The 20,765-nt window shown below is 39.4% G+C and carries 18 protein-coding genes, 1 other RNA gene and 2 other annotated features; of the genes, 2 read left to right on the top strand and 17 right to left on the bottom strand.

Features of this window, described 5'->3' with window-relative positions; genetic code table 11:
* Positions 1-124: 124 nt before the first annotated feature.
* The 11 genes from alaS to ACVBAX_RS00990 all read right to left on the bottom strand — a co-directional run bounded on the left by alaS (position 125) and on the right by ACVBAX_RS00990 (position 11,954).
* Positions 125-2,758 carry an alanine--tRNA ligase gene (gene alaS / locus ACVBAX_RS01040; protein ID WP_447115559.1) on the bottom strand — a complete coding sequence of 878 codons (2,634 nt, stop codon included), beginning with the start codon at positions 2,756-2,758 and terminating at the stop codon, positions 125-127.
* A 49-nt stretch (positions 2,759-2,807) separates the two neighbouring features.
* Positions 2,808-3,019: a binding site (T-box leader), on the bottom strand.
* A 59-nt stretch (positions 3,020-3,078) separates the two neighbouring features.
* A complete protein-coding gene (locus ACVBAX_RS01035; protein WP_447115558.1) occupies positions 3,079-4,158 on the bottom strand; it encodes an AI-2E family transporter in 1,080 nt (359 codons plus the stop codon).
* An 87-nt stretch (positions 4,159-4,245) separates the two neighbouring features.
* The gene (locus ACVBAX_RS01030) at positions 4,246-4,377 is read right to left on the bottom strand and encodes a YrzQ family protein (protein ID WP_430774778.1); all 132 of its coding nucleotides are present in this window, start codon (positions 4,375-4,377) and stop codon (positions 4,246-4,248) included.
* Between the two features lie 21 nt (positions 4,378-4,398).
* Positions 4,399-4,590 (bottom strand): hypothetical protein, encoded by a 192-nt coding sequence (locus ACVBAX_RS01025; protein WP_066049968.1) that lies wholly within the window; start codon positions 4,588-4,590, stop codon positions 4,399-4,401.
* A gap of 41 nt (positions 4,591-4,631) precedes the next feature.
* Positions 4,632-5,111, bottom strand: a complete 480-nt coding sequence (locus ACVBAX_RS01020; RefSeq protein WP_430774777.1) for a PRC-barrel domain-containing protein — start codon at positions 5,109-5,111, stop codon at positions 4,632-4,634.
* Between the two features lie 188 nt (positions 5,112-5,299).
* Positions 5,300-7,711, bottom strand: coding sequence for an SF1B family DNA helicase RecD2 (recD2, locus tag ACVBAX_RS01015; protein WP_447115557.1), 2,412 nt, complete (start codon positions 7,709-7,711; stop codon positions 5,300-5,302).
* Between the two features lie 40 nt (positions 7,712-7,751).
* Positions 7,752-8,402 (bottom strand): tetratricopeptide repeat protein, encoded by a 651-nt coding sequence (locus ACVBAX_RS01010; RefSeq protein WP_430774775.1) that lies wholly within the window; start codon positions 8,400-8,402, stop codon positions 7,752-7,754.
* A 110-nt stretch (positions 8,403-8,512) separates the two neighbouring features.
* On the bottom strand, positions 8,513-9,628 hold the full coding sequence (gene mnmA / locus ACVBAX_RS01005) for a tRNA 2-thiouridine(34) synthase MnmA (protein WP_447115556.1): 1,116 nt from the start codon (positions 9,626-9,628) through the stop codon (positions 8,513-8,515).
* A gap of 23 nt (positions 9,629-9,651) precedes the next feature.
* Entirely contained in the window at positions 9,652-10,794 is a 1,143-nt protein-coding gene (locus ACVBAX_RS01000; RefSeq protein ID WP_447116007.1) for a cysteine desulfurase family protein, read from the bottom strand.
* A 51-nt stretch (positions 10,795-10,845) separates the two neighbouring features.
* Entirely contained in the window at positions 10,846-11,265 is a 420-nt protein-coding gene (gene cymR, locus ACVBAX_RS00995; protein WP_119709230.1) for a cysteine metabolism transcriptional regulator CymR, read from the bottom strand.
* Complete coding sequence (locus tag ACVBAX_RS00990; RefSeq protein ID WP_447115555.1) at positions 11,262-11,954, bottom strand: YczE/YyaS/YitT family protein; 693 nt, start codon at positions 11,952-11,954, stop codon at positions 11,262-11,264. The genes cymR and ACVBAX_RS00990 overlap by 4 nt, the downstream gene beginning before the upstream one ends.
* A 151-nt stretch (positions 11,955-12,105) precedes the next feature.
* Here ACVBAX_RS00990 and ACVBAX_RS00985 point away from each other — a divergent pair, with 151 nt between their 5' ends.
* Entirely contained in the window at positions 12,106-13,374 is a 1,269-nt protein-coding gene (locus ACVBAX_RS00985) for a replication-associated recombination protein A (protein WP_447115554.1), read from the top strand.
* Between the two features lie 34 nt (positions 13,375-13,408).
* On the opposite strand, the gene ACVBAX_RS00980 is transcribed toward ACVBAX_RS00985, so the two are convergent.
* The 5 genes from ACVBAX_RS00980 to ACVBAX_RS00960 all read right to left on the bottom strand — a co-directional run bounded on the left by ACVBAX_RS00980 (position 13,409) and on the right by ACVBAX_RS00960 (position 18,205).
* Positions 13,409-14,176 (bottom strand): tRNA threonylcarbamoyladenosine dehydratase, encoded by a 768-nt coding sequence (locus ACVBAX_RS00980; RefSeq protein ID WP_447115553.1) that lies wholly within the window; start codon positions 14,174-14,176, stop codon positions 13,409-13,411.
* A 170-nt stretch (positions 14,177-14,346) separates the two neighbouring features.
* Positions 14,347-14,529, bottom strand: a non-coding RNA gene (ssrS, locus tag ACVBAX_RS00975) — 6S RNA.
* 49 nt (positions 14,530-14,578) lie between these two features.
* The gene (aspS, locus tag ACVBAX_RS00970) at positions 14,579-16,357 is read right to left on the bottom strand and encodes an aspartate--tRNA ligase (protein WP_447115552.1); all 1,779 of its coding nucleotides are present in this window, start codon (positions 16,355-16,357) and stop codon (positions 14,579-14,581) included.
* A gap of 4 nt (positions 16,358-16,361) precedes the next feature.
* Positions 16,362-17,642, bottom strand: coding sequence for a histidine--tRNA ligase (gene hisS / locus ACVBAX_RS00965; protein WP_430774769.1), 1,281 nt, complete (start codon positions 17,640-17,642; stop codon positions 16,362-16,364).
* Positions 17,643-17,722: 80 nt separating this feature from the next.
* Positions 17,723-17,964, bottom strand: a binding site (T-box leader).
* Positions 17,965-18,028: 64 nt separating this feature from the next.
* The gene (locus ACVBAX_RS00960) at positions 18,029-18,205 is read right to left on the bottom strand and encodes a hypothetical protein (RefSeq protein ID WP_162927792.1); all 177 of its coding nucleotides are present in this window, start codon (positions 18,203-18,205) and stop codon (positions 18,029-18,031) included.
* 209 nt (positions 18,206-18,414) lie between these two features.
* Here ACVBAX_RS00960 and ACVBAX_RS00955 point away from each other — a divergent pair, with 209 nt between their 5' ends.
* The gene (locus ACVBAX_RS00955) at positions 18,415-20,163 is read left to right on the top strand and encodes an SH3 domain-containing protein (protein WP_447115551.1); all 1,749 of its coding nucleotides are present in this window, start codon (positions 18,415-18,417) and stop codon (positions 20,161-20,163) included.
* Between the two features lie 147 nt (positions 20,164-20,310).
* On the opposite strand, the gene dtd is transcribed toward ACVBAX_RS00955, so the two are convergent.
* Positions 20,311-20,751, bottom strand: a complete 441-nt coding sequence (gene dtd / locus ACVBAX_RS00950) for a D-aminoacyl-tRNA deacylase (protein ID WP_447115550.1) — start codon at positions 20,749-20,751, stop codon at positions 20,311-20,313.
* Positions 20,752-20,765: the final 14 nt, after the last annotated feature.

Below are 20,765 nucleotides of genomic sequence, written 5' to 3'. Positions count from 1 at the left end.
CGCTTTATCTAGTAATCGCTGGCTAAAAAGTGTCTCAGGTAGATGTATCTATCATCAAATCTATCCAATGGAAGAAATATTTAGTAGTCTAATCTACTTCATTTTACACTACTTTTCTTGAATATCAAACGGATTTGACCCATTCCTCTACAAAACTTAGTGCGGAATCCAGCTTTCCAGCATCTTTTCCTCCTGCTTGGGCCATATCTGGACGTCCACCACCGCTGCCTCCGCAAATAGTAGCAACTTCTTTAATAATTTTCCCGGCATGATAGCCTTTTTCAATTAAGTCTTTTGTTACACCGGCAATTAAGTTTACCTTTTCATCGTTTACACTTCCAAGTACGATTACGGCAGAGCCAAGCTTTTGCTTCAAATCATCCACCATGTTACGTAGTCCGTTCATATCAGCACCTTGAATTCGAACAGCCAGAACTTGAACACCATTCACTTCTTTTACATTATTAACCAAATTCCCTGCTTCAATATTCCCCAGCTTAGCTGCTAAAGACTCATTTTCTTTTTGAAGCTGTTTTTGTTCACTTAACATTGCATCAATTCTAGATGGTACATCTTTTAGATTCGTTTTTAACTTTCCTGCCGCATCTTTTAAAATCTGGATTTGACTATGCATTTGCTTAAATGCACCTTCCCCCGTCACTGCTTCTATACGACGAGTTCCTGCTCCAATTCCACTTTCAGATACAATTTTAAAGAGACCAATGACCGAAGTATTTGAAACATGGCAACCACCACATAGTTCTAAACTATAATCTCCTACTTGAACCACACGTACGATATCACCATATTTTTCACCAAATAGTGCCATAGCTCCCATCTCTTTTGCCTCAGCAATTGCCTTATAGTCTGTTTGAACAGATAGAGATTGCCAAATTTTTTCGTTTACAATCTTTTCTATTTCTTCTAATTCTTCTGGTTTTACTTGTCCAAAATGAGAAAAGTCAAAACGAAGTCTATCTTGTTCTACTAGAGAACCGGCTTGGTTTACATGTGTTCCAAGAACATCTTTTAATGCTTGATGTAATAAATGGGTTGCCGTATGGTTCTTAATAATTTTCCCTCTATTGTTCTCATCAACAATCGCAACTACCTGGTCATTTACCTGCAATTCACCAGATTCAATCCGTACACGATGAAGGTTTTGTCCGTTTGGTGCCTTTTGCACGTCTTTTACCGCTGCTTTTACACCATTGCTCAAAAGTATACCAAGGTCGGCAATTTGCCCACCACTCTCAGCGTAGAATGGAGTAACATCTAGTATTAATTGGATTTCTTCTCCTTCACTGGCCTTGTCGATTTTCACACCATTTTGTACGATCGCAAGAACCTTTGATTCAACCTGTAACTGATCGTAACCAACAAACTTACTTTCTACTTTAATCTCACCAAGTTCTCCACCTTGAACCTGCATAGAGTCTACATCTTGTCTTGCTTTACGTGCACGCTCACGCTGAAGCTCCATTTCACTCTCAAAACCTGCATGGTCAACCTTCATTCCCTCTTCTTCACCATACTCCTCTGTTAATTCTACAGGGAAGCCGTATGTGTCATAAAGACGGAAAACGTCTGCGCCCTGAATCGTATCGCTTCCAGCTTCTTTCTCTTTTTTGATAACAGCTGCGAGAATTTGAAGCCCCTCATTCAGAGTCTCATGGAATCTTTCTTCTTCATTCTTTATCACCTTTTGGATAAAGTCGGTTTTATTCTTTACTTCTGGGTAAAAATCAACCATGATTTCCCCAACAACAGGAACTAGTTCAAACATGAATGGACGGTTGATGTTAATTTGCTTAGCATAACGCACCGCTCTACGAAGCAATCTTCTTAACACATACCCTCGTCCCTCATTGGAAGGTAGTGCGCCGTCACCAATAGCAAAAGCAACGGTACGAATATGGTCAGCAATGACTTTAAATGCCACATCTGACTCTTTTCCATTCCCATACCTTGCCCCAGAAATCTCTTCTGTTGCACGAATAATTGGCATAAATAAATCAGTATCAAAATTAGTAGGAACATTTTGAACAACTGAAGCCATTCTTTCAAGTCCCATTCCTGTATCAATATTTTTCTTTGGAAGTGGAGTATATGTACCATCCGGATTATGATTAAATTCCGAGAAAACTAAGTTCCAAACCTCTAAATATCTGTCATTCTCTCCTCCAGGATACAACTCCGGATCACTATCATCATTGCTATATTCAGGTCCACGATCATAGAAAATTTCCGTATTTGGTCCACTTGGTCCTTCGCCGATATCCCAGAAGTTCCCCTCTAAGCGAATAATTCTCTCTTCCGGCACCCCAATTTCTTTTCTCCAAATGTCAAACGCTTCGTCATCTTCTGGATGAATCGTAACGGAAAGCTTCTCCTTGTCAAACCCAACCCATTTTTCATCTGTCAAAAATTCCCAAGCCCAATGAATCGCTTCTACTTTGAAGTATTCTCCAATAGAGAAGTTCCCAAGCATCTCAAAAAACGTATGATGTCTTGCTGTTTTTCCAACGTTTTCAATATCGTTCGTCCGAATAGATTTCTGAGCATTTGTGATTCTTGGATTATCAGGTATGACTCGTCCATCAAAATATTTTTTTAGCGTCGCTACCCCACTGTTAATCCATAGCAAAGATGGATCATCATGAGGAACAAGTGGAGCACTTGGTTCCACTGCATGTCCTTTTTCTTTAAAAAAGTCTAAATACATTTTACGAATTTCTGAGCCTGTAAGCTTCTTCATTTATTTTCCCTCCAACATTTTTTTCAACAAAAAAAGCCCTTCATCCCAAAACAGGGACGAGGAGCTTGCTCGCGGTACCACCCTGATTATGAATGCAAAATTAAGCACTCATCTCTCAAAGACCTTTAACGCAGGTTAACGGCAGGAATTAGCTGCACTCCGGAATAGCTTTCTGTCATCCTTCGTCTAGAATTTCTTTCAGCCAAGGAAATTCCTCTCTATAGACGGTCTATCACATACTTGTTCCTTCAACATGTTTTCGTGTATTTGAACTTTATAGTACGAATTATACTTATATGCTTTTATATTTGTCAACGTTGTCACATCAATTGGTTATCGGATACATCCTTTGAAAAGTGCTGCTTTGCATGAAGAAGGCTCACCTTAAGAATAGCCATAATCGGTACAGCTACGATCAATCCTAATATTCCACCAATTTCTCCACCTGCCAAAAGAGCGAACATAATCACTAATGGATGCATATGCAAGCTCTTTCCAACAATAAAGGGAGAAAGAATATTCCCCTCTAAAAATTGAAGTAGAGCGATGATAATCACTACGAAGACAATCATTTTCACACTAATTGTAGCAGCAATGATAACAGCTGGCACAGCACCGATAACAGGGCCAAAATAGGGGATAATATTTGTAACTCCTACAATTAATCCGAGTAATAGCGGATACCTTAAGTCGATGAACCAAAAGGACAAAGCTGAAATCGTACCAATCATCACGCAAACTAAAAGCTGCCCCCTAATATAACTGCCTAGTGATTTGTCTACATCTCTTAAAAACAGAGTTCCCCCACTCCGCCATTTTTTCGGTGTAATGTACCAAACAGCCTTCTTTATTTTTTCATAATCTTTTAACATGTAAAAAGCGATAAAAGGGATGATAGCAAAGAGCAGGGCTGAATTAATAATTCCCATCCCTAAATTCAAAGCCTTTGTTAGTGCGTTATCAAGCATTTTTTCCAAGGCTACAATGCTAGTATCTACCCTTTCTTGAAAGGCTTCAGGCCATGTAGAGGTTTTATCCTGAATCTCATGGATCCACGCTCTGTATTGATCGGCAAAGCTTGGTGCGTTTTCAGTCAAATCTCGAAGCTGGTGTATAACTGCAGGAACACCATTATAAAGCGCCACACTTACACTTCCAAAAAATAGAGTATATATGATTAAAACGGCTAACCATCTTGGTAAATAATTTTCATGAAGTGTTTCCACGACGGGATGTAGTAAATATGAGATAAATGCTGCAATGATAAATGGGAGTACGACGATCATTGTAATTTTAAAAATGGGCAACCAGATTGGCTGTAGTTTCAGAAAAACAAATAAAACAATAAGTAACAAAAGCAAAAAACCAAGGCGGTAATACCATTTTAAACGAATGTCCATTGTATCCACTCCTTGTCTATAGTTTAAAGTGGAACAGTAAGAAATATACAAAAAGAAAAGCCCCTTTTTTAGGGACCTTTCCTTGTATTAGAACATTCTCGAAATTCTACGCTGCATTTTTTTCATTCCACGCCCTGATACCATTTTGTTTTTGCGAGCGTAATTATATGCAACAACACCTGCTCCGATTGCAATTGCAGAAGTTACCATTCGATTCATTCATCTCACCTCTTAATAGATTTATGAGCTATATCGGCGTTCATCTTCTCCAAAAAGATCGTCTAATGAGCTTAATGTACCGTCTTCCTCAACTTGGTGAGTATTAATGATTCCTTTTGCTAAAGTTAGTTCAATGAAGCAGTTCCAGCAATAGTATTGGTTAATTCCAATTTTCCCGATATCTTTGCTTTGACAGTTAGGGCATTTTAACATCGTAGACACCTCACGTATAGGTATATCTTAAGGCATGTGCTCTAAGATTTTTTTACGTTCACGATGATGGCGTCTTTTCCATACTGGAGGGGTTCATCTGTTTTGATGACACGCTTTCCTTCTTGAATGTCTGAAAAAAAGCCATCCGAACATTGATACCCTACGATTGTGCCCAATTCTTCCTTAAAATATACATCCTCAATCAACCCGAGCTGCTCACCGTCACTAGATAACAGCATGTTCCCGGATAGACCTCGACAAAATGCAATGGAAGAATCACTGCCCCTTTTAATTGGTCTTAGCAAAGTTCGGTCTTCAATCATTACTCCATCCGAGCCAAAGGAAGTGACGTCTTGAATATCAAGCAGTACGGTCCTTTTAACAAGCATTCCTTGCTTTACTAGCAAAGATTGAACCGAGTCACTAGTCGCAGAAATGATGAGGTCATTGACTTCACCAACCTTTGATCCGCTTTCTTTCTCGTACACACTAACTCCCTTTAGCAATGTAAATGTCCGCAAGATACCACCTCTTTCGAACATTACTATTGTTCACGACGAAGCAAAAAATCATAACGAGAAACGATTTCCAAATGTAATGTTGCTAACCTAAAACCGAATGATAATCTTATTCGGACAGTAAACCTTATAAAACCCTTGACCCTGTCCAAATGAGGCGTTGATCCAAAGAGCCACTCCTAAGACTGAATTTAACTTCCCATGAAACTAAATGGAGTAACTCCTTCCATGCCAATCATTGGATCCACGGATAACAAGTGCTCTTCCATATTTTGTGATACAACTTTTTCATTGCTGTCTTTTTCATCACTCACTTTTTCATCACCAATTGCTTTTTGCAATTTCATCCGTAGGGTGGTCAGTCTTTCGTTTTCATCCGCCCGCGAAATACCCACCTTTAATGCCTCTTCTTCTCCACAAAGGATTAGAAACTGTTTACTTCTCGTAATAGCGGTATACAAGAGATTTCTTCGCAGCATTCGATAATAACTTCTTACTACAGGGAGGATTACAATAGGAAATTCACTCCCTTGAGATTTGTGAACAGAGCAGCAATAGGAATGCGTTATTTGCTGAAGGTCTTGTCTGGTATATGTTGCTTCCGCACCCTCAAAGGATACAACGATCATATCCTCTTTTTCCGTATTTTCTTTGGCATAAAAGATGGATACAATTTCCCCTATATCGCCATTAAACACATTATTCTCCGGCTGATTCACAAGCTGTAACACTTTATCCCCGACACGATAAGTCACATCACCGTACTTTATTTCTTTCCTTGTCCCATCAGGGTTGGGATTAAAAATGGTCTGCATTAACGTGTTCAAGCGATCAATTCCAGCGGGTCCTTTATACATCGGTGCAAGGACCTGAATATCTTTTGCTGTATAACCTTTATTCTTCGCATTTCGGACGACCTTCTCAACTACATCAGCAATTTGGTTGGCGTTACATCTAAAAAAGGAGCGGTCCTTTTGTTGCATACTTATATTGGCAGGTAAACGTCCCGATTTAATTTCATGAGCAAGCTCAATAATAGAAGAACCTTCCGCTTGGCGGTAAATATCTGTGAGCCTAACGATGGGAAGAACTCCGCACCCTAGGAGATCCTTCAGCACTTGCCCTGGACCTACAGAGGGTAATTGATCCTCGTCCCCAACCAATATAACTTGTATGGATTCAGGCAGAGCTTTAAACAGCTGATTAGCAAGCCAAATATCAAGCATAGATGTTTCATCTACAATTAAAATTTTTCCCTCTAACGGATTGTCCTCATCCCTACTAAACCCCTCTACTCCATTCCATCCTAAAAGCCTGTGAATGGTAACCGCAGGAAGCCCCGTAGATTCCGTCATTCGTTTTGCTGCACGTCCAGTTGGTGCAGCTAATATAAACGGAAAAGGCTCGTCACCTTTATAATCATTTGGATCTAAAGAGCAGCCATGCAATTCAGCATATAGCTCAACAATCCCTTTAATAACCGTTGTTTTCCCTGTACCTGGTCCACCTGTTAAGATTAGCATCGGTGACATCAAAGCCGTCTGTATCGCATCCTTTTGAGTCGGCGCATACTGAACTCCTAATCGCTCCTCTAGATTTCCAAGGGCGAGTAAAAATTCTGAATCAGGAAACTGATTTTCATACTGTGTTTGAGAGATGATTTTTTTAATGCTTGTAACAAGTCCTTTTTCAGAGAAAAATAAGGAAGGCAGATACACTCTCATTTCTTCAACGATGATTTTCCCTTCTTCTTCAAGCTTAACTACTTCTGCTCCAATAGGTGAAAAATCAATTTCATCACGTTTGTTTTCTTCTAATAACGCCTTTACCTTATCGAGTAATAACGCTGTTTCCATGTATACATGACCATTTTGCATACACTCAACCTCAAGCGTATATAAGCAGGCCGCCTTGATACGGTCTGGATGATGACCGGAAATTCCAAGTTGAAACCCAAGGTCATCAGCTCTAGTAAACCCTATCCCTTGAATATCTTCAACAAGCTTATACGGATTTGACTGAACCACTTCTACCGTCTGGTCCTTATACGCCTGATAAATCCGCATAGAAATTTGCGGACCAAATCCATATTGATTTAAAGCAACCATCGCTTGCTCTAATCCTTGATGCTCAATTAAGGTATCATAAATTTCCTTTGCCTTTTCCGGAGGAAGCTTAGGAATTTCATCAAGTAATGAAGGTTGTTGCATAATTTTAGAGATGGCATTTTCCCCTAAAATTTCAACGATTTTTTCAGCGGTTTTCTTTCCGACTCCTTTAAAGAGCTCACTTGATAAATAGCTCACAACCCCTTGTTTCGTTTGGGGTATATCTTTTCGAAAATGCGTTGCATGAAATTGTTGACCAAATTTCGGATGGTCCTTTAACTCTCCATAAAATATGTACGTTTCCTGTTCATGAACTTTTGGAAAATAACCGGTAATAACAGCTTCTTTGTCTTCATAATTCTCATTCGTTTCTTCCACGCGAATTCTTAAAACGGTGTACAAATTTTGTTCATTATGAAAGATTGTGACAAGATGCTTTCCTTTTATAAATCTTCCTTGATCCTTAAACAAATCGAGCGTTTCTTGTCCCTCCAAAGAACTCCCCTCCTTACAAAAAATCCGCTACGAATGGTGATTACTCTTTTTCGATTAATTTCTTCCCGTAACCTGCTAGCAGATGATCAGGTTGTAATTCCAATGCTTTATCAAACATATCAAGTGCTTTTTTTCCATCTTCCTTAAATCCATATGCAACACCAAGATTATAATAAGCATCAGCATGTGCCGGATCTAATTCTACACATGCGATAAATTGCTTGATTGCCTCGTCAAGTAATTCTTGATTAGCTAGACATAATCCAAATTGAAAACGAGCTTCTGCATCATCTCCATTTAGCTCCACACTTCTTTGCAAATAAGGTAAGGCAAGCTTGGGCTGATCTAGCTGAATAAGGGTAAATCCAAGCATAAAATAATTATCACTAGAATGAAGTCCCTTTCTCATTGCCAGTTCAAACATATTTTTTGCTTCATCTAATTGCTCATTTTCGAAATATAGGTTACCAGCATTATAATATGCTGTTGCCGCATTCTCATCGATTTCTATCGCCTTCTGAAAAAATTTGAGTGCCTTCTCATTTTCTCCAACTGCCGATAATACGTTTCCGAAATTTATATACGATACCGCATCATTCGGATTATCCTCAATTGCCTTCATAAACAATCCAGCAGCTTCTTCCCACTTTCCCTCCTTCATCAATTGAATCCCTTTTTCATTTTTATCCATAAGTACACGCTCCATTATTTATTTTCTTTTATTATTATAACTTCTTTTCATCTAGTTTTGTCCTTTTTATACATACGAAAACCTCGACCATATGAATCGAGGTTTCCTCCTTACCCTACATAAGTTAATTGCTTTTCGTCACGGAATACTTTGTCAATGGTTCCTCCGCCAAGGCATTCATCACCTTGATAAAAGACAACCGATTGACCAGGTGTTATAGCCCGGATTGGCTCAGCAAATATCACCTTTACGGTCCCATCTTCTAATTTATGAACAGTTACTTTGTTATCAGGTTGACGGTAGCGGAACTTAGCCGTACACTCGAAAGTCTGCATCACTTCCTTGCCAGTAACCCAGCTAACATCAACAGCAATGATTGAATCAGAGTACAATTTATCATTATGAAATGCTTGTCCTACAAACAATACATTGCGCTCAAGGTCTTTACCGATGACAAACCAAGGGTCGCCAGCACCACCGATTCCTAAGCCATGTCTCTGACCGATTGTATAGTACATTAATCCATCATGCTTACCAACAATCTCTCCCTCAAGTGTTTCCATATTCCCGGGTTGAGCTGGCAAGTAATTGCTTAGAAATTCTTTGAAATTACGCTCCCCAATAAAGCAGATTCCCGTACTGTCCTTTTTGGTCGCAGTTGCTAAGTTAGCATCCTGAGCAATCTCTCTTACCTTCGCTTTTTCAATATCGCCTATTGGAAACATCACTTTTTCAAGTTGGTTTTGCGAAAGTTGGTTTAAAAAATACGTTTGATCCTTGTTTTCATCTAATCCACGAAGCATTTTGTATTCCCCATCGCGGTATTCAACTCTTGCGTAATGCCCAGTTGCTAAATAGTCCGCACCTAGCTTCATAGCATGCTCTAAAAATGCTTTAAACTTAATTTCCTTGTTACACATCACATCGGGATTTGGTGTTCTACCTGCTTTATATTCTTCTAGGAAGTAAGTAAATACTTTGTCCCAATATTGTTTTTCAAAATTCACTGCATAATAAGGTATACCGATTTGATTGCAAACTCGAATAACATCCTCATAATCTTCGGTAGCCGTACAAACACCGAACTCATCGGTATCATCCCAGTTTTTCATAAAAATTCCAATCACATCATACCCTTGTTCTTTTAAGAGCAAGGCAGCTACAGATGAATCTACTCCCCCAGACATACCTACGACAACACGTATGTCCTTGTTGTCTTTTTTCACTTTCTTCACCTCATTCGCAGGTCCTATCTTGTCAGCCTACTTACTATTTTCGCTGTAACTTCAGCTGAATGTTCGACCTGCTCTTTTGTATTATAAAGGCCAAAGCTAAATCGGATGGAGTTTCTCACTCGCTCTGATTCTTGACCAAACATTGCCACTAAAACATGAGAAGGATCAATCGAACCTGCAGTACACGCAGAACCACTCGATACAGCCACACCTTCCATATCCAGATTCACAAGCATTGATTCGACATCTGTGCCTGGAAAGCTTAAGTTTAGTACATGTGGGAGGGAATTTTCAAGCAATCCGTTTACTGAGAATGTAATATCCTTTGATTGAAGAGATTCAAGCAGCAACTTTTTAAACATGAGATATTGCTCAACCTTTTCAGCTCTCTCAATCGAAGCTATTTCAACTGCTTTAGCAAAACCAGCGATTGACGCTACGTTCTCTGTTCCTGCACGTCTTTTTCGTTCCTGTTCTCCCCCAAAGGAAAGAGGCGTTAATGCCGTATTTTGCTTCACATATAGGAATCCAATCCCTTTAGGTCCATTAATTTTATGCGCTGAGACGGATAACAAGTCTACGCCAAGTTCAGCTACGTCCAAATCAGTTAAACCATAGGCTTGAACGGCATCTGTATGAAATTTCGCTTGGTGATCTTCTAATAACATGGCAATTTCTTTAACCGGTTGTACCGCTCCCACTTCGTTATTTCCGTACATAATGGTTACGAGAATCGTTTCATCTCGAAGTTCTTTCTTAAAGTCTTCGATTGAAATTAGCCCATGTTCATCAACTGGTAAGTAGGTTACTTCAAAACCTTCTTTTTCAAGATTTTTACAAGCGTGTAAAACGGCATGATGTTCGATCATGGTAGTAATAATATGGTTACCATTCTTTTGATAAGATTTCGCCACTCCTAAAATGGCAAGATTATCACTCTCGGTACCTCCACTTGTAAAAATGATCTCTTCTTGTTTTGCTCCAATGCTCTTCGCAATTTTTGAACGAGACTCGTCTACTATAGCTCTTGCGGACCTTCCAAATGAATGAATACTAGACGGATTCCCAAATTGCTCTTTCATCACCAATGCCATCGTATCAATGACATCCGTATGAACTGGAGCCGTTGCTGCATGATCCAAATATATATGATTCAACATGTTCACCTACTTATAAATATCCACCTGAAACTATCTTTACCTTTTCTCCTATATGTAAAACATATAGGAATCTGACTCTCCGTCATCTGTGTGATTTGCTAAATCTTCTAGTGTTGTATTATCTAAAACACCTTTCACAGCATCACGAATTCTCATCCATAATGCACGCTTTGCAGGCTCTTCATCCTCAATCCCTTCGACGGGACTAATCGGACCTTCTAACACACGGATAATATCCCCTGCGCTAATTTCTGTTGGTCCCTTTGCTAACACATAACCACCATAGGCCCCACGAATGCTCTTAACAAATCCAGCGTTTCTAAGAGGAGCAATTAATTGCTCTAAATAATGCTCAGATAAATCATTTGCTTGAGCAATTGTTTTAAGCGATGTTGGTCCTTCGCCATGTTTTTTGGCGAGTTCGATCATGATTGTTAATCCATAGCGACCTTTTGTAGATATTTTCATAAACTAGCACCTCGATTACTAATATCTTCTTTTGTATGATCAGTCATTCTTTTAGCAGATTGTAATTTACTAAGGAAATGATCGGTCAGCCTTTGGCATTGTGGCAACGCAATGCCAACAATAGGACCAATTACAAAGCTGTACACGACGGTACCAACAAATACTGGCCCACCGAGTTGCCACCCAACAATCAGTGCAATAATTTCAATACAAGCCCGGACATATGTAACCTTCCACCCTGTTCTTTCCGTTAAAGCAATCATTAGACTGTCTCTTGGTCCAGCACCAAAGGAACCCGAAATATATAATCCCATTCCGTACCCATTTAATAGTAGACCAGCGGTAAACATCAACGATTTCCCAACCCAGTCATCGGGTGTTTGAATAATCGGAAGAAGAAAATACATATCAATAAAAATGCCAACTAATACCATATTTAAAAACGCACCGATTTTCGGAAATTCCTTAGAAATAATGGTCGCTAAACTTAAGATCGCTATCCCAACGAAAATTGACCATGTACCAATCGTTAGCCCATATTGGTAATGAAGCCCCACATGGAGAACATCCCAAGGAGTAGCGCCAACATCCGCCTTTATTAATAATACAATTCCAAGGGACATAATTAATAAACCTACAAAATAAATAAAAAATCTTGGAGCCACTTGTCCTGTCTTTTTAAAACCCATTACCCAATCAATTCCTTAAACAAAATGGTTTCTTGTAAATCTTAACAAAATCCTGACTTATTTGATAGACATTTGACATTATAGCATAATAGTATGCAAATAACACGAACGTATGTTACCTTTAGGTAAAACGATAAACGGAGCGATGAATATGAACGAAAAGCCACTCGCCTTCCGAATGCGACCAAGAACGATTGATGAGATTGTTGGTCAGCAGCATCTAGTCGGTGAAGGAAAGATTATTCAGCGTATGGTTAAAGCAAAACAGCTTTCGTCCATGATTCTTTATGGACCACCTGGTGTTGGAAAAACATCCATTGCTAGTGCGATTGCAGGTAGTACAAAATATGCCTTCCGTACCTTAAATGCGGTGACAAATAACAAAAAAGACCTCGAGGTAGTTGCTGCAGAAGCAAAAATGTCCGGTAAAGTGATTCTTTTACTGGATGAGGTCCACCGTCTAGATAAAGCAAAGCAAGATTTTCTTCTTCCACATTTAGAAAATGGAGCCATTGTCCTAATTGGAGCAACGACAAGCAATCCGTTTCATGCCATTAATCCAGCGATTCGAAGTCGTTGTCAAATCTTTGAGCTAAAGCCATTAACAACTGATGAAATAATAATAGCGATTAACCATGCCTTACATGATAAAGACCGGGGATTGGGAAATTATAACGTTCACATATCAAACCAAGCAAAAGAACATTTTGCAAATGCTTCAAATGGCGATGTAAGGAGTTCTCTCAATGCACTTGAACTAGCCATTATTTCTACGGAACCTGATGAGTTTGGAGTCATTACCATTACTCTTGATATAGCTGAGGAATGCTTACAAATGAAGAGCTTTTCACATGACCGTGATGGGGATGCACATTACGATGTTCTTTCTGCTTTCCAAAAATCAATACGAGGCAGTGATGTAAATGCAGCACTTCATTATTTAGGGAGACTCATTGTCGCAGGTGATTTAGTTAGCATAAGTAGAAGATTAATCGTTATTGCCTATGAAGACATAGGCCTTGCCAATCCTCAGGCAGGTGCGAGAACACTGGCCGCCATCGAAACAGCCGAACGTCTAGGATTTCCTGAAGCGCGGATTCCGCTAGCTAACGCTGTTATTGAGCTATGCCTTTCTCCTAAGTCTAATTCTGCCTATAAAGCATTAGACCTCGCAATTGCTGATATTGAAGCTGGTCTAAGCGGTGAAGTGCCACTACATTTGAAGGATGCCCATTATAAAGGAGCCGCCTCCCTTGGAAGAGGGATCGATTACTTATATCCACATGATTATGAAAACGGGTGGGTTAAACAGCAGTACTTACCTGACAAACTAAAAAAGAAGGTTTATTATAAGCCCAAAAATACCGGAAAGTTTGAGCAAGCACTCGCTTCCATCTATGAAAAGCTGATGAAAAATTAACGGACAAGGCGTGTGCTTGTCCGTTTTTTCTCCTCTATTTACTATCTTTAACCGTAGAAATTTTTATGTCTTTTAATAGCTCACGGATGACATAGCTTGCCATAATAAGACCGGCAACAGATGGCACGAAGGCATTCGAAGAAGGTGGCATCTTTGCCTTTCTTATCTCTGCATTCTCTTTCCCAACTACTTTTCGAACATCCTCGCGAATGACGATCGGGCTTTCATCTGAAAAAACTACTGGTATCCCTTTTCTTATACCTTCTTTACGTAACCGTGTACGAATGACCTTTGCAATCGGATCCGTATGTGTTTTTGAAATATCCGCAATTTGGAAACGAGTAGGATCCATTTTATTAGCGGCTCCCATACTTGAGATCATTGGTATATTTCGCTTTAAGCATTCTTTCATTAGATGAATTTTATACGAAATAGTATCTGAAGCATCCACTACAAAATCAAGTCCGTATTGAAAGATTTCTTCATACGTCTCCTCTGTATAAAACATCTTTAATGAAATGACTTCACATTCAGGATTGATATCCATTATGCGTTCCTTCATCAAATCGGCTTTAGGTCTACCCACTGTGGAAAGTAAGGCAATGATTTGACGATTCACATTTGTTATATCAACATCATCTTTATCAATTAAAATGAGACGCCCCACCCCAGACCGCGCTAGTGCCTCGGCAGAGAACGAGCCTACTCCGCCGATTCCTAATACAGCAACTGTACTCCCTTTTAATGTATCAATTCCTTCCTTTCCAATCGCAAGTTCATTGCGGGAAAATTGGTGCAACATCTTCATCACTCCAGCATCTATATTTATGTAGTTGATTACTTAACTTATTTTTCTCGATATGACTATACCATACTCACAAACAAAAACAAGTCTAGGATAGATACATAAAGACCATCAAAAAACCCCTATGCTGATAGTAGCATAAGGGTTTAAGGTTATGTAAATAAAGTAAGAATCCCAATCGTGCCGTCGCTCGATGCCTTCGTTTTGATCCCGCATAAGCAGGTGGGTGTTCTGTTCCAAGCTTTTGTAAGTCCTAAGCCAAAGGCATTTACGCCACTCGAAAACTCAAACTCCCGTAGTAAAGCTGTTGGTCAAAACTTTAGGTAATACCACGAACACATCAGGATTCTTATGTTTGATTAAACTATATCATACCTTTATATAAGTTTCAAGATGACTCTATTGTACAGAAATATTACGTTTTAATGACAGATGAAGGTCTGAAAGCTGCGCCTCGCTCACTTCACCCGGAGCATCTGTTAATAAACAGCTTGCACTAGCAGTTTTTGGAAACGCAATTGTATCTCTTAAATTGGTTCTGCCTGCTAGAAGCATGATGAGTCTGTCTAGCCCAAGAGCAATTCCACCATGAGGAGGTGTTCCGTATTCAAAGGCTTCAAGCAAGAAACCGAACTGAGCTCTCGCTTCCTCTGGAGAGAATCCTAAAATACTGAACATTTTTTCCTGAACATCTCTTTCGAAAATACGCAGCGATCCACCCCCAAGCTCATAGCCATTGAGTACAAGATCATACGCCTGTGCTCGAACAAGACCTGGATTTTCGTCTAATAAGTGAAGGTCCTCTCTCACTGGCATTGTAAATGGATGGTGAGCCGCATAATAACGTCCATCTGCCTCATCATACTCAAGTAATGGCCAATCGGTAATCCATAAGAAGTTGAATTTGCTTTGATCGATTAATTCAAGCTCTTTTCCAAGTTTTAATCGAAGAGCACCTAATGCATCAGCCACCACTCTCTTTTTATCAGCTACAAAAAGGAGTAAGTCACCCGCTTCAATTGATAACGCAGACGTTAAAGCCGCCTCTTCTTCTTCAGTTATAAATTTAGAGATTGGTCCTTTTATTCCATCCTCTTCCGCTTTTAACCAAGCCAAACCTTTTGCTCCATACACCGCTACAAATTCAGTTAATGCATCGATATCTTTACGAGAATACTTGGTCGCTGCCTGCTTCACATTAATCGCCTTTACTTGGCCACCTGATGAAACCGCTCCTGCAAAAACCTTAAAGCTAGAATTCTTCACGATTTCTGAAAGATCCACTAGTTCCATGCCAAAACGAGTGTCTGGCTTGTCGGAGCCAAAACGTGCCATTGCCTCTTGATAAGGCATGCGGGCAAACGGTATTTCCACTTTCAATCCCTTTACCTTTGACATCATTTCGCTCATCATGTCTTCCATCAATGAAATGATATCATCTTGACTCATAAAGCTCGTTTCAATATCTATTTGTGTAAATTCAGGCTGCCTGTCTGCACGAAGGTCTTCATCACGGAAGCATCTTGCAATTTGATAATACCTTTCAAAACCACCCACCATAAGAAGTTGTTTAAATATTTGCGGTGATTGCGGTAAGGCATAAAATTCACCTGGATGAACACGACTAGGTACTAAATAATCACGTGCACCCTCTGGTGTACTTTTAGTTAGAATGGGAGTTTCTACATCCAAGAATCCTTCACGATCAAGGAAGTTGCGAATAATTTGAGTTACTTGATGACGCATTTTAAATGTCTCAAACATAGCTGGTCTTCTAAGATCCAGGTATCGATATTTCAAGCGAACATCCTCGGATACATCCGTTTGGTCTGCAATTGTAAATGGAGGTGTTTTGGCCTCGTTAATAATTGTAACCTGCTTTGCTTGTACTTCAATTCGTCCTGTTTGGAGGTTTTCATTTATCGTACCGGCTTCTCTCCCAATAACTGTCCCAACTATATCCAAAACGTATTCATTTCGAATTTTTTCTGCTAGAGCTAGAGCTTCTGGTGAAACCTCTGGATTAAACACCACTTGGATTATTCCAGTACGGTCACGCAAGTCAATAAAAATTAATCCACCCAAATCGCGACGTCTTTGCACCCATCCCTTTAACGTAATATTTTCTCCAATATGCTGTTCTGTTACCTCTCCACAAAAATACGTTCTACCGTACATGTTCCTATCTCCCTTTTTTATAAATTGCTGAAAATTCTTCCATAAATGTATCTAACGGTACTTCAATTTGATTTCCACTTTCCATGTCCTTCACGCTGATTTTATTCGCTTGAAGTTCATCGTCTCCTAGGACTGCTACATACTTGGCTTGCAAGCGATCCGCTGTCTTCAACTGAGCTTTGATTTTTCGATCAAGATAATCTCGTTCCGCAGAATAACCTGCTTTACGCAGTTCATGTAAAAGCTTTACAGTATAGTCCTTGGCTGCCTCACCTAATGAAGCAAGAAAACAATCAATTCCCTCTGTCACTGGAAGTTCAATTCCTTCCGCATGAAGTGCTGCCAAACAGCGTTCAATGCTAAGTGCAAAGCCAATACCTGGAGTTTCTGGTCCACCACTTTCTTCTACAAGCCCATTGTAACGTCCCCCGCCACAAAGAGTCGTAATGGCTCCAAACCCTTCAGCATCACTCATTATTTCGAAAGCCGTTTGATTGTAGTAGTCTAGGCCCCTTACTAGATTCGGATCGACTTCAAAATCAATCCCAAGGTCAGTTAAATATTGTTGAACTTTATCAAAATATTTTTTAGAATCATCATTTAAATATTGTAGGATGGATGGCGCTGATGACATAAGCTCATGGTCACGATCCTTCTTACAGTCAAGGATTCGCAGAGGATTTTTTTCTAATCTTGATTTACAATCCCCACAAAACTCATCAATTCTTGGTGAAAAATGATTGATTAAGGCATCTCTGTGAGCGTTTCTACTTTCCTTGTCACCAAGGCTATTAATAATTAGCTTTAGCTTCTTCAAGCCTAAAGATTGATAAATGCTCATAGCAAGAGCAATTACCTCTGCATCAATAGCGGGATCTGCACTGCCAAGCGCTTCCACACCAAACTGGACAAATTGACGGTATCTCCCCGCCTGTGGTCTTTCATAACGGAACATCGGCCCCATGTAGAAAATTTTCACTGGTTGGTTAGCGTAACCAAACATTTTATGTTCGACAAAAGATCGTACCGCAGCTGCTGTTCCCTCTGGACGTAGAGTTAAACTTCTTCCACCACGGTCCTCAAACGTATACATTTCCTTCTGAACAATATCCGTTGTATCGCCTACACCCTTGGTAAACACTTCTGTATGTTCAAAGATCGGTGTACGAATCTCTTTATATTGAAATCTCTCGCATAAATCTCTCGCAACCGTTTCAATAAATTGCCATTTTTCAACTTCTCCTGGGAGAATATCTTGTGTTCCTCTTGGTAGCTTTAACGCCATTTGGAACCCCTCCTAGCTATCTTTTTATGTAAATATAATCGTAAGAATGCAAAAAACTCCCGTCCCTTGTACTATTACATACAAGGGACGAGAGTTAATATCCCGTGGTGCCACCCTAATTGAAGCAGCTAAAAAAAGCCACTTCCACTTTTACAGTTAACGCCTGTCAACGTTCCTCTCCTACTAAATCATATGATTGTTCGAAGTGAAGCCTACGGAGTGTTCTTTCATTAAGCCACAATGCGGAAATGCTTTCAGCCTATCGACATTTCCTCTCTTTTCACGTGGGAGTTAACTACTTTGCTCCATCAAACGGTTATTCGTCTTTTAATATTAGTTTATATATTACGTTCGAGTATTCAGAATGTCAAGATATATTACAAAACTTACGATCTCTCTAATCTTTTTTTCAGCTTTTTCACATCTCGGATTGATAGACCAAACTCACTTGCTAATTCTACCATATTTGAGTTTTTTTCTTTTTGAATAAAATCATGAAAATCGACACCAAAAATTTGGTTATCTCCATCATGAGTAGAAAACGCCTTATCACTATATCTCATATGTTATCACCCCGTCTATTATCTCCCCTTTAGTTTGTCCCTTTTTTAAGAAAAAGTTTCAGCTAAATAACATTGTTCATTAATTTATAGGGAAAAATTATTCGCATCGTATTAACATATGTAAATTCTTCCTTTATTATAGAGGTTGGCACATAAAACTATTACATCAATACCCTTACATACCACTTATCAGGGAGGGAGATTCACACTTGTACAAAAATAAATACATATTGTTTTTTCTGACATTTCTTCTTTTATGCAGTCCATTCCCCAATAAACCCGACTCAGCATTTGCCGAAGGGTCAACCATTGAAATAACAACTGACACTTTAAATGTCAGAGAAGGACCAGGACTTAGTTATAAAGTCATTGAGGTGGTAAAACGCGGGGACCGTTTTTCTGTAATAGAGGAAAAATCAGACTGGATTCAAGTATCCTTAAATTCCTCTGGAAAAAAGGGATGGGTAGCCGCTTGGCTTGTTAAAAAACATTCTGCAAATGAAGTTTCGTCGTCAAAGAGTGGAATTGTAACAGCGAATCAACTCCGTGTGCGTTCAGGTCCAAGCACCTCTTATAAGGTAGTATCATCTTTATCTCAAGGTGCTACCGTTACAATTATCAAAACAGAATCAAACTGGCATCAAATTAAAACCACTAGTGTAACAGGATGGGTAGCAGCTGAATTTATCCAAGAGATAAAATCTGATACAGGAGGCTCTAGCAGTAGTCAGCAGACCGGAAAGGTAACCACAAACAATCTAAATGTTCGTTCTACCGCTTCCACATCAGGTACAATCCTTGGAAAGCTTCAAAAGGGTAGCACGGTTACAATCCAAAGTGTGGAAAACAAGTGGGTAAAAATACTATATAATGGACAAGCAGCCTGGATTAGTAAAGAATTTGTAGAAGTTAACTCTACTTCTTCTCAGCCTTCCGTTCCAAATCCAACAACCACGAATTCTTCAAGTGGGTTGATTGGGACGATTACGGCAACTACTCTGAATGTTCGAAGCACTGGTTCTCTAAGTGGCAAAATCGTAGGAACGGTTTCAAAAGGACAAGTATTTGATATTTTAGCTGAAGAAAATAATTGGGCTAAAATTAAGCTAAAAAACGGGCAATTAGGTTGGGTAGCTAGTTGGTACCTTTCAAAAGAACAGTCTTCAACAACCACTAAGGTGGATGTTGAAGAAAATAGTACCGTAACAATCCTCTATAACGGAACAAATATCCGAAAGTCGGCTACAACCAACAGTTCCGTCATTAGTAGAGCAAATGCCGGTGAAGCTTTTACTGTTTTTTCTGTGCAAAATGACTGGTACGAAATTCAATTAAAAAATGGATCAAAAGGATTTGTAGCGGGATGGCTTGTAACAGCAAGTGGAGCCTCTCAGCAAATTGAGAGACCTGGTGCAGAACAATACTTAAAAAATAAAGTTATTGTCATTGACCCTGGTCATGGTGGTCGAGATACAGGAGCGACTGGTATTAAGGGCAGTTATGAAAAGAACTTGACGTTGAAAACTGCTCAACTATTGTACGATAAATTAAAAACAGCAGGAGCCAACGTAGTTATGACTCGAAACACAGATTCGTATTTATCGCTAAGCTCTCGCGTTGGTATGTCACATACATATGCGGCTGATGCGTTCATTTCGATTCATTATGATAGCATTCTCGACTCCTCGGTTCGAGGGATGACCTCTTATTATTATCATAACTATCAGCAAAGTTTGGCTACTGCTGTAGGCAAAGAGGTTGCTAGTTTCACCAAGCTAAAAGATCGTGGTGTTCGCTATGGTGATTATCATGTGTTAAGAGAAAATAAACGGGCATCTGTACTTTTAGAATTAGGCTATTTAAGTAATTCTGCGGAAGAAACATTAGTCAATTCAGAGAGCTATCAAGCAAATGCAGCCACTGGAATATATCAAGGGTTGGCAAAATACTTTAAATAAGACTTTTTTATAAAGATATTGTTGTTAAAATCTTAAAGGCGATTTTAACGCGGAAATAGCCATTTTGCGCTAGAATTTAGTTAGCAGTCTCTTTTCTTAAGAAAAGAGACTTAAATAAAAAAAGCGAGTTCAATTGAACTCGCTTTTTTACTTGCTCTCAATGATCAGTGTCACCGGGCCGTCGTTAATAAGTGCTACGTCCATCATTGCTCCAAATTGACCTGTTTCAACCTTAACACCTTGCTCCCGTAACAATTGATTAAATTGATCGTATATCACACTAGCATGATCGGGGTGAGCGGCCTCCATGAAGTTAGGTCTTCTCCCTTTACGACAATCACCGTATAAGGTGAATTGAGAGATTGACAAAATTTCACCTTCCACTTGAGACAAGGATAAATTCATTTTCCCTTCCTGATCCTCAAACACACGAAGATTGACAATTTTCTCTGCAACATACTTTGCATCTTCCATTGTGTCACTGTGTGTAATACCAACAAGCAGAACAAATCCTTTGGTAATTTCCCCTATCGTTTGACCATCTACTGTCACGCTAGCTTCTTTGCTTCTTTGAACAACCACTCTCATAAGAGTAAACTCCT

Source organism: Robertmurraya sp. GLU-23 (assembly GCF_052983275.1).
This window is presented reverse-complemented; position numbering and strand designations above follow the sequence as displayed.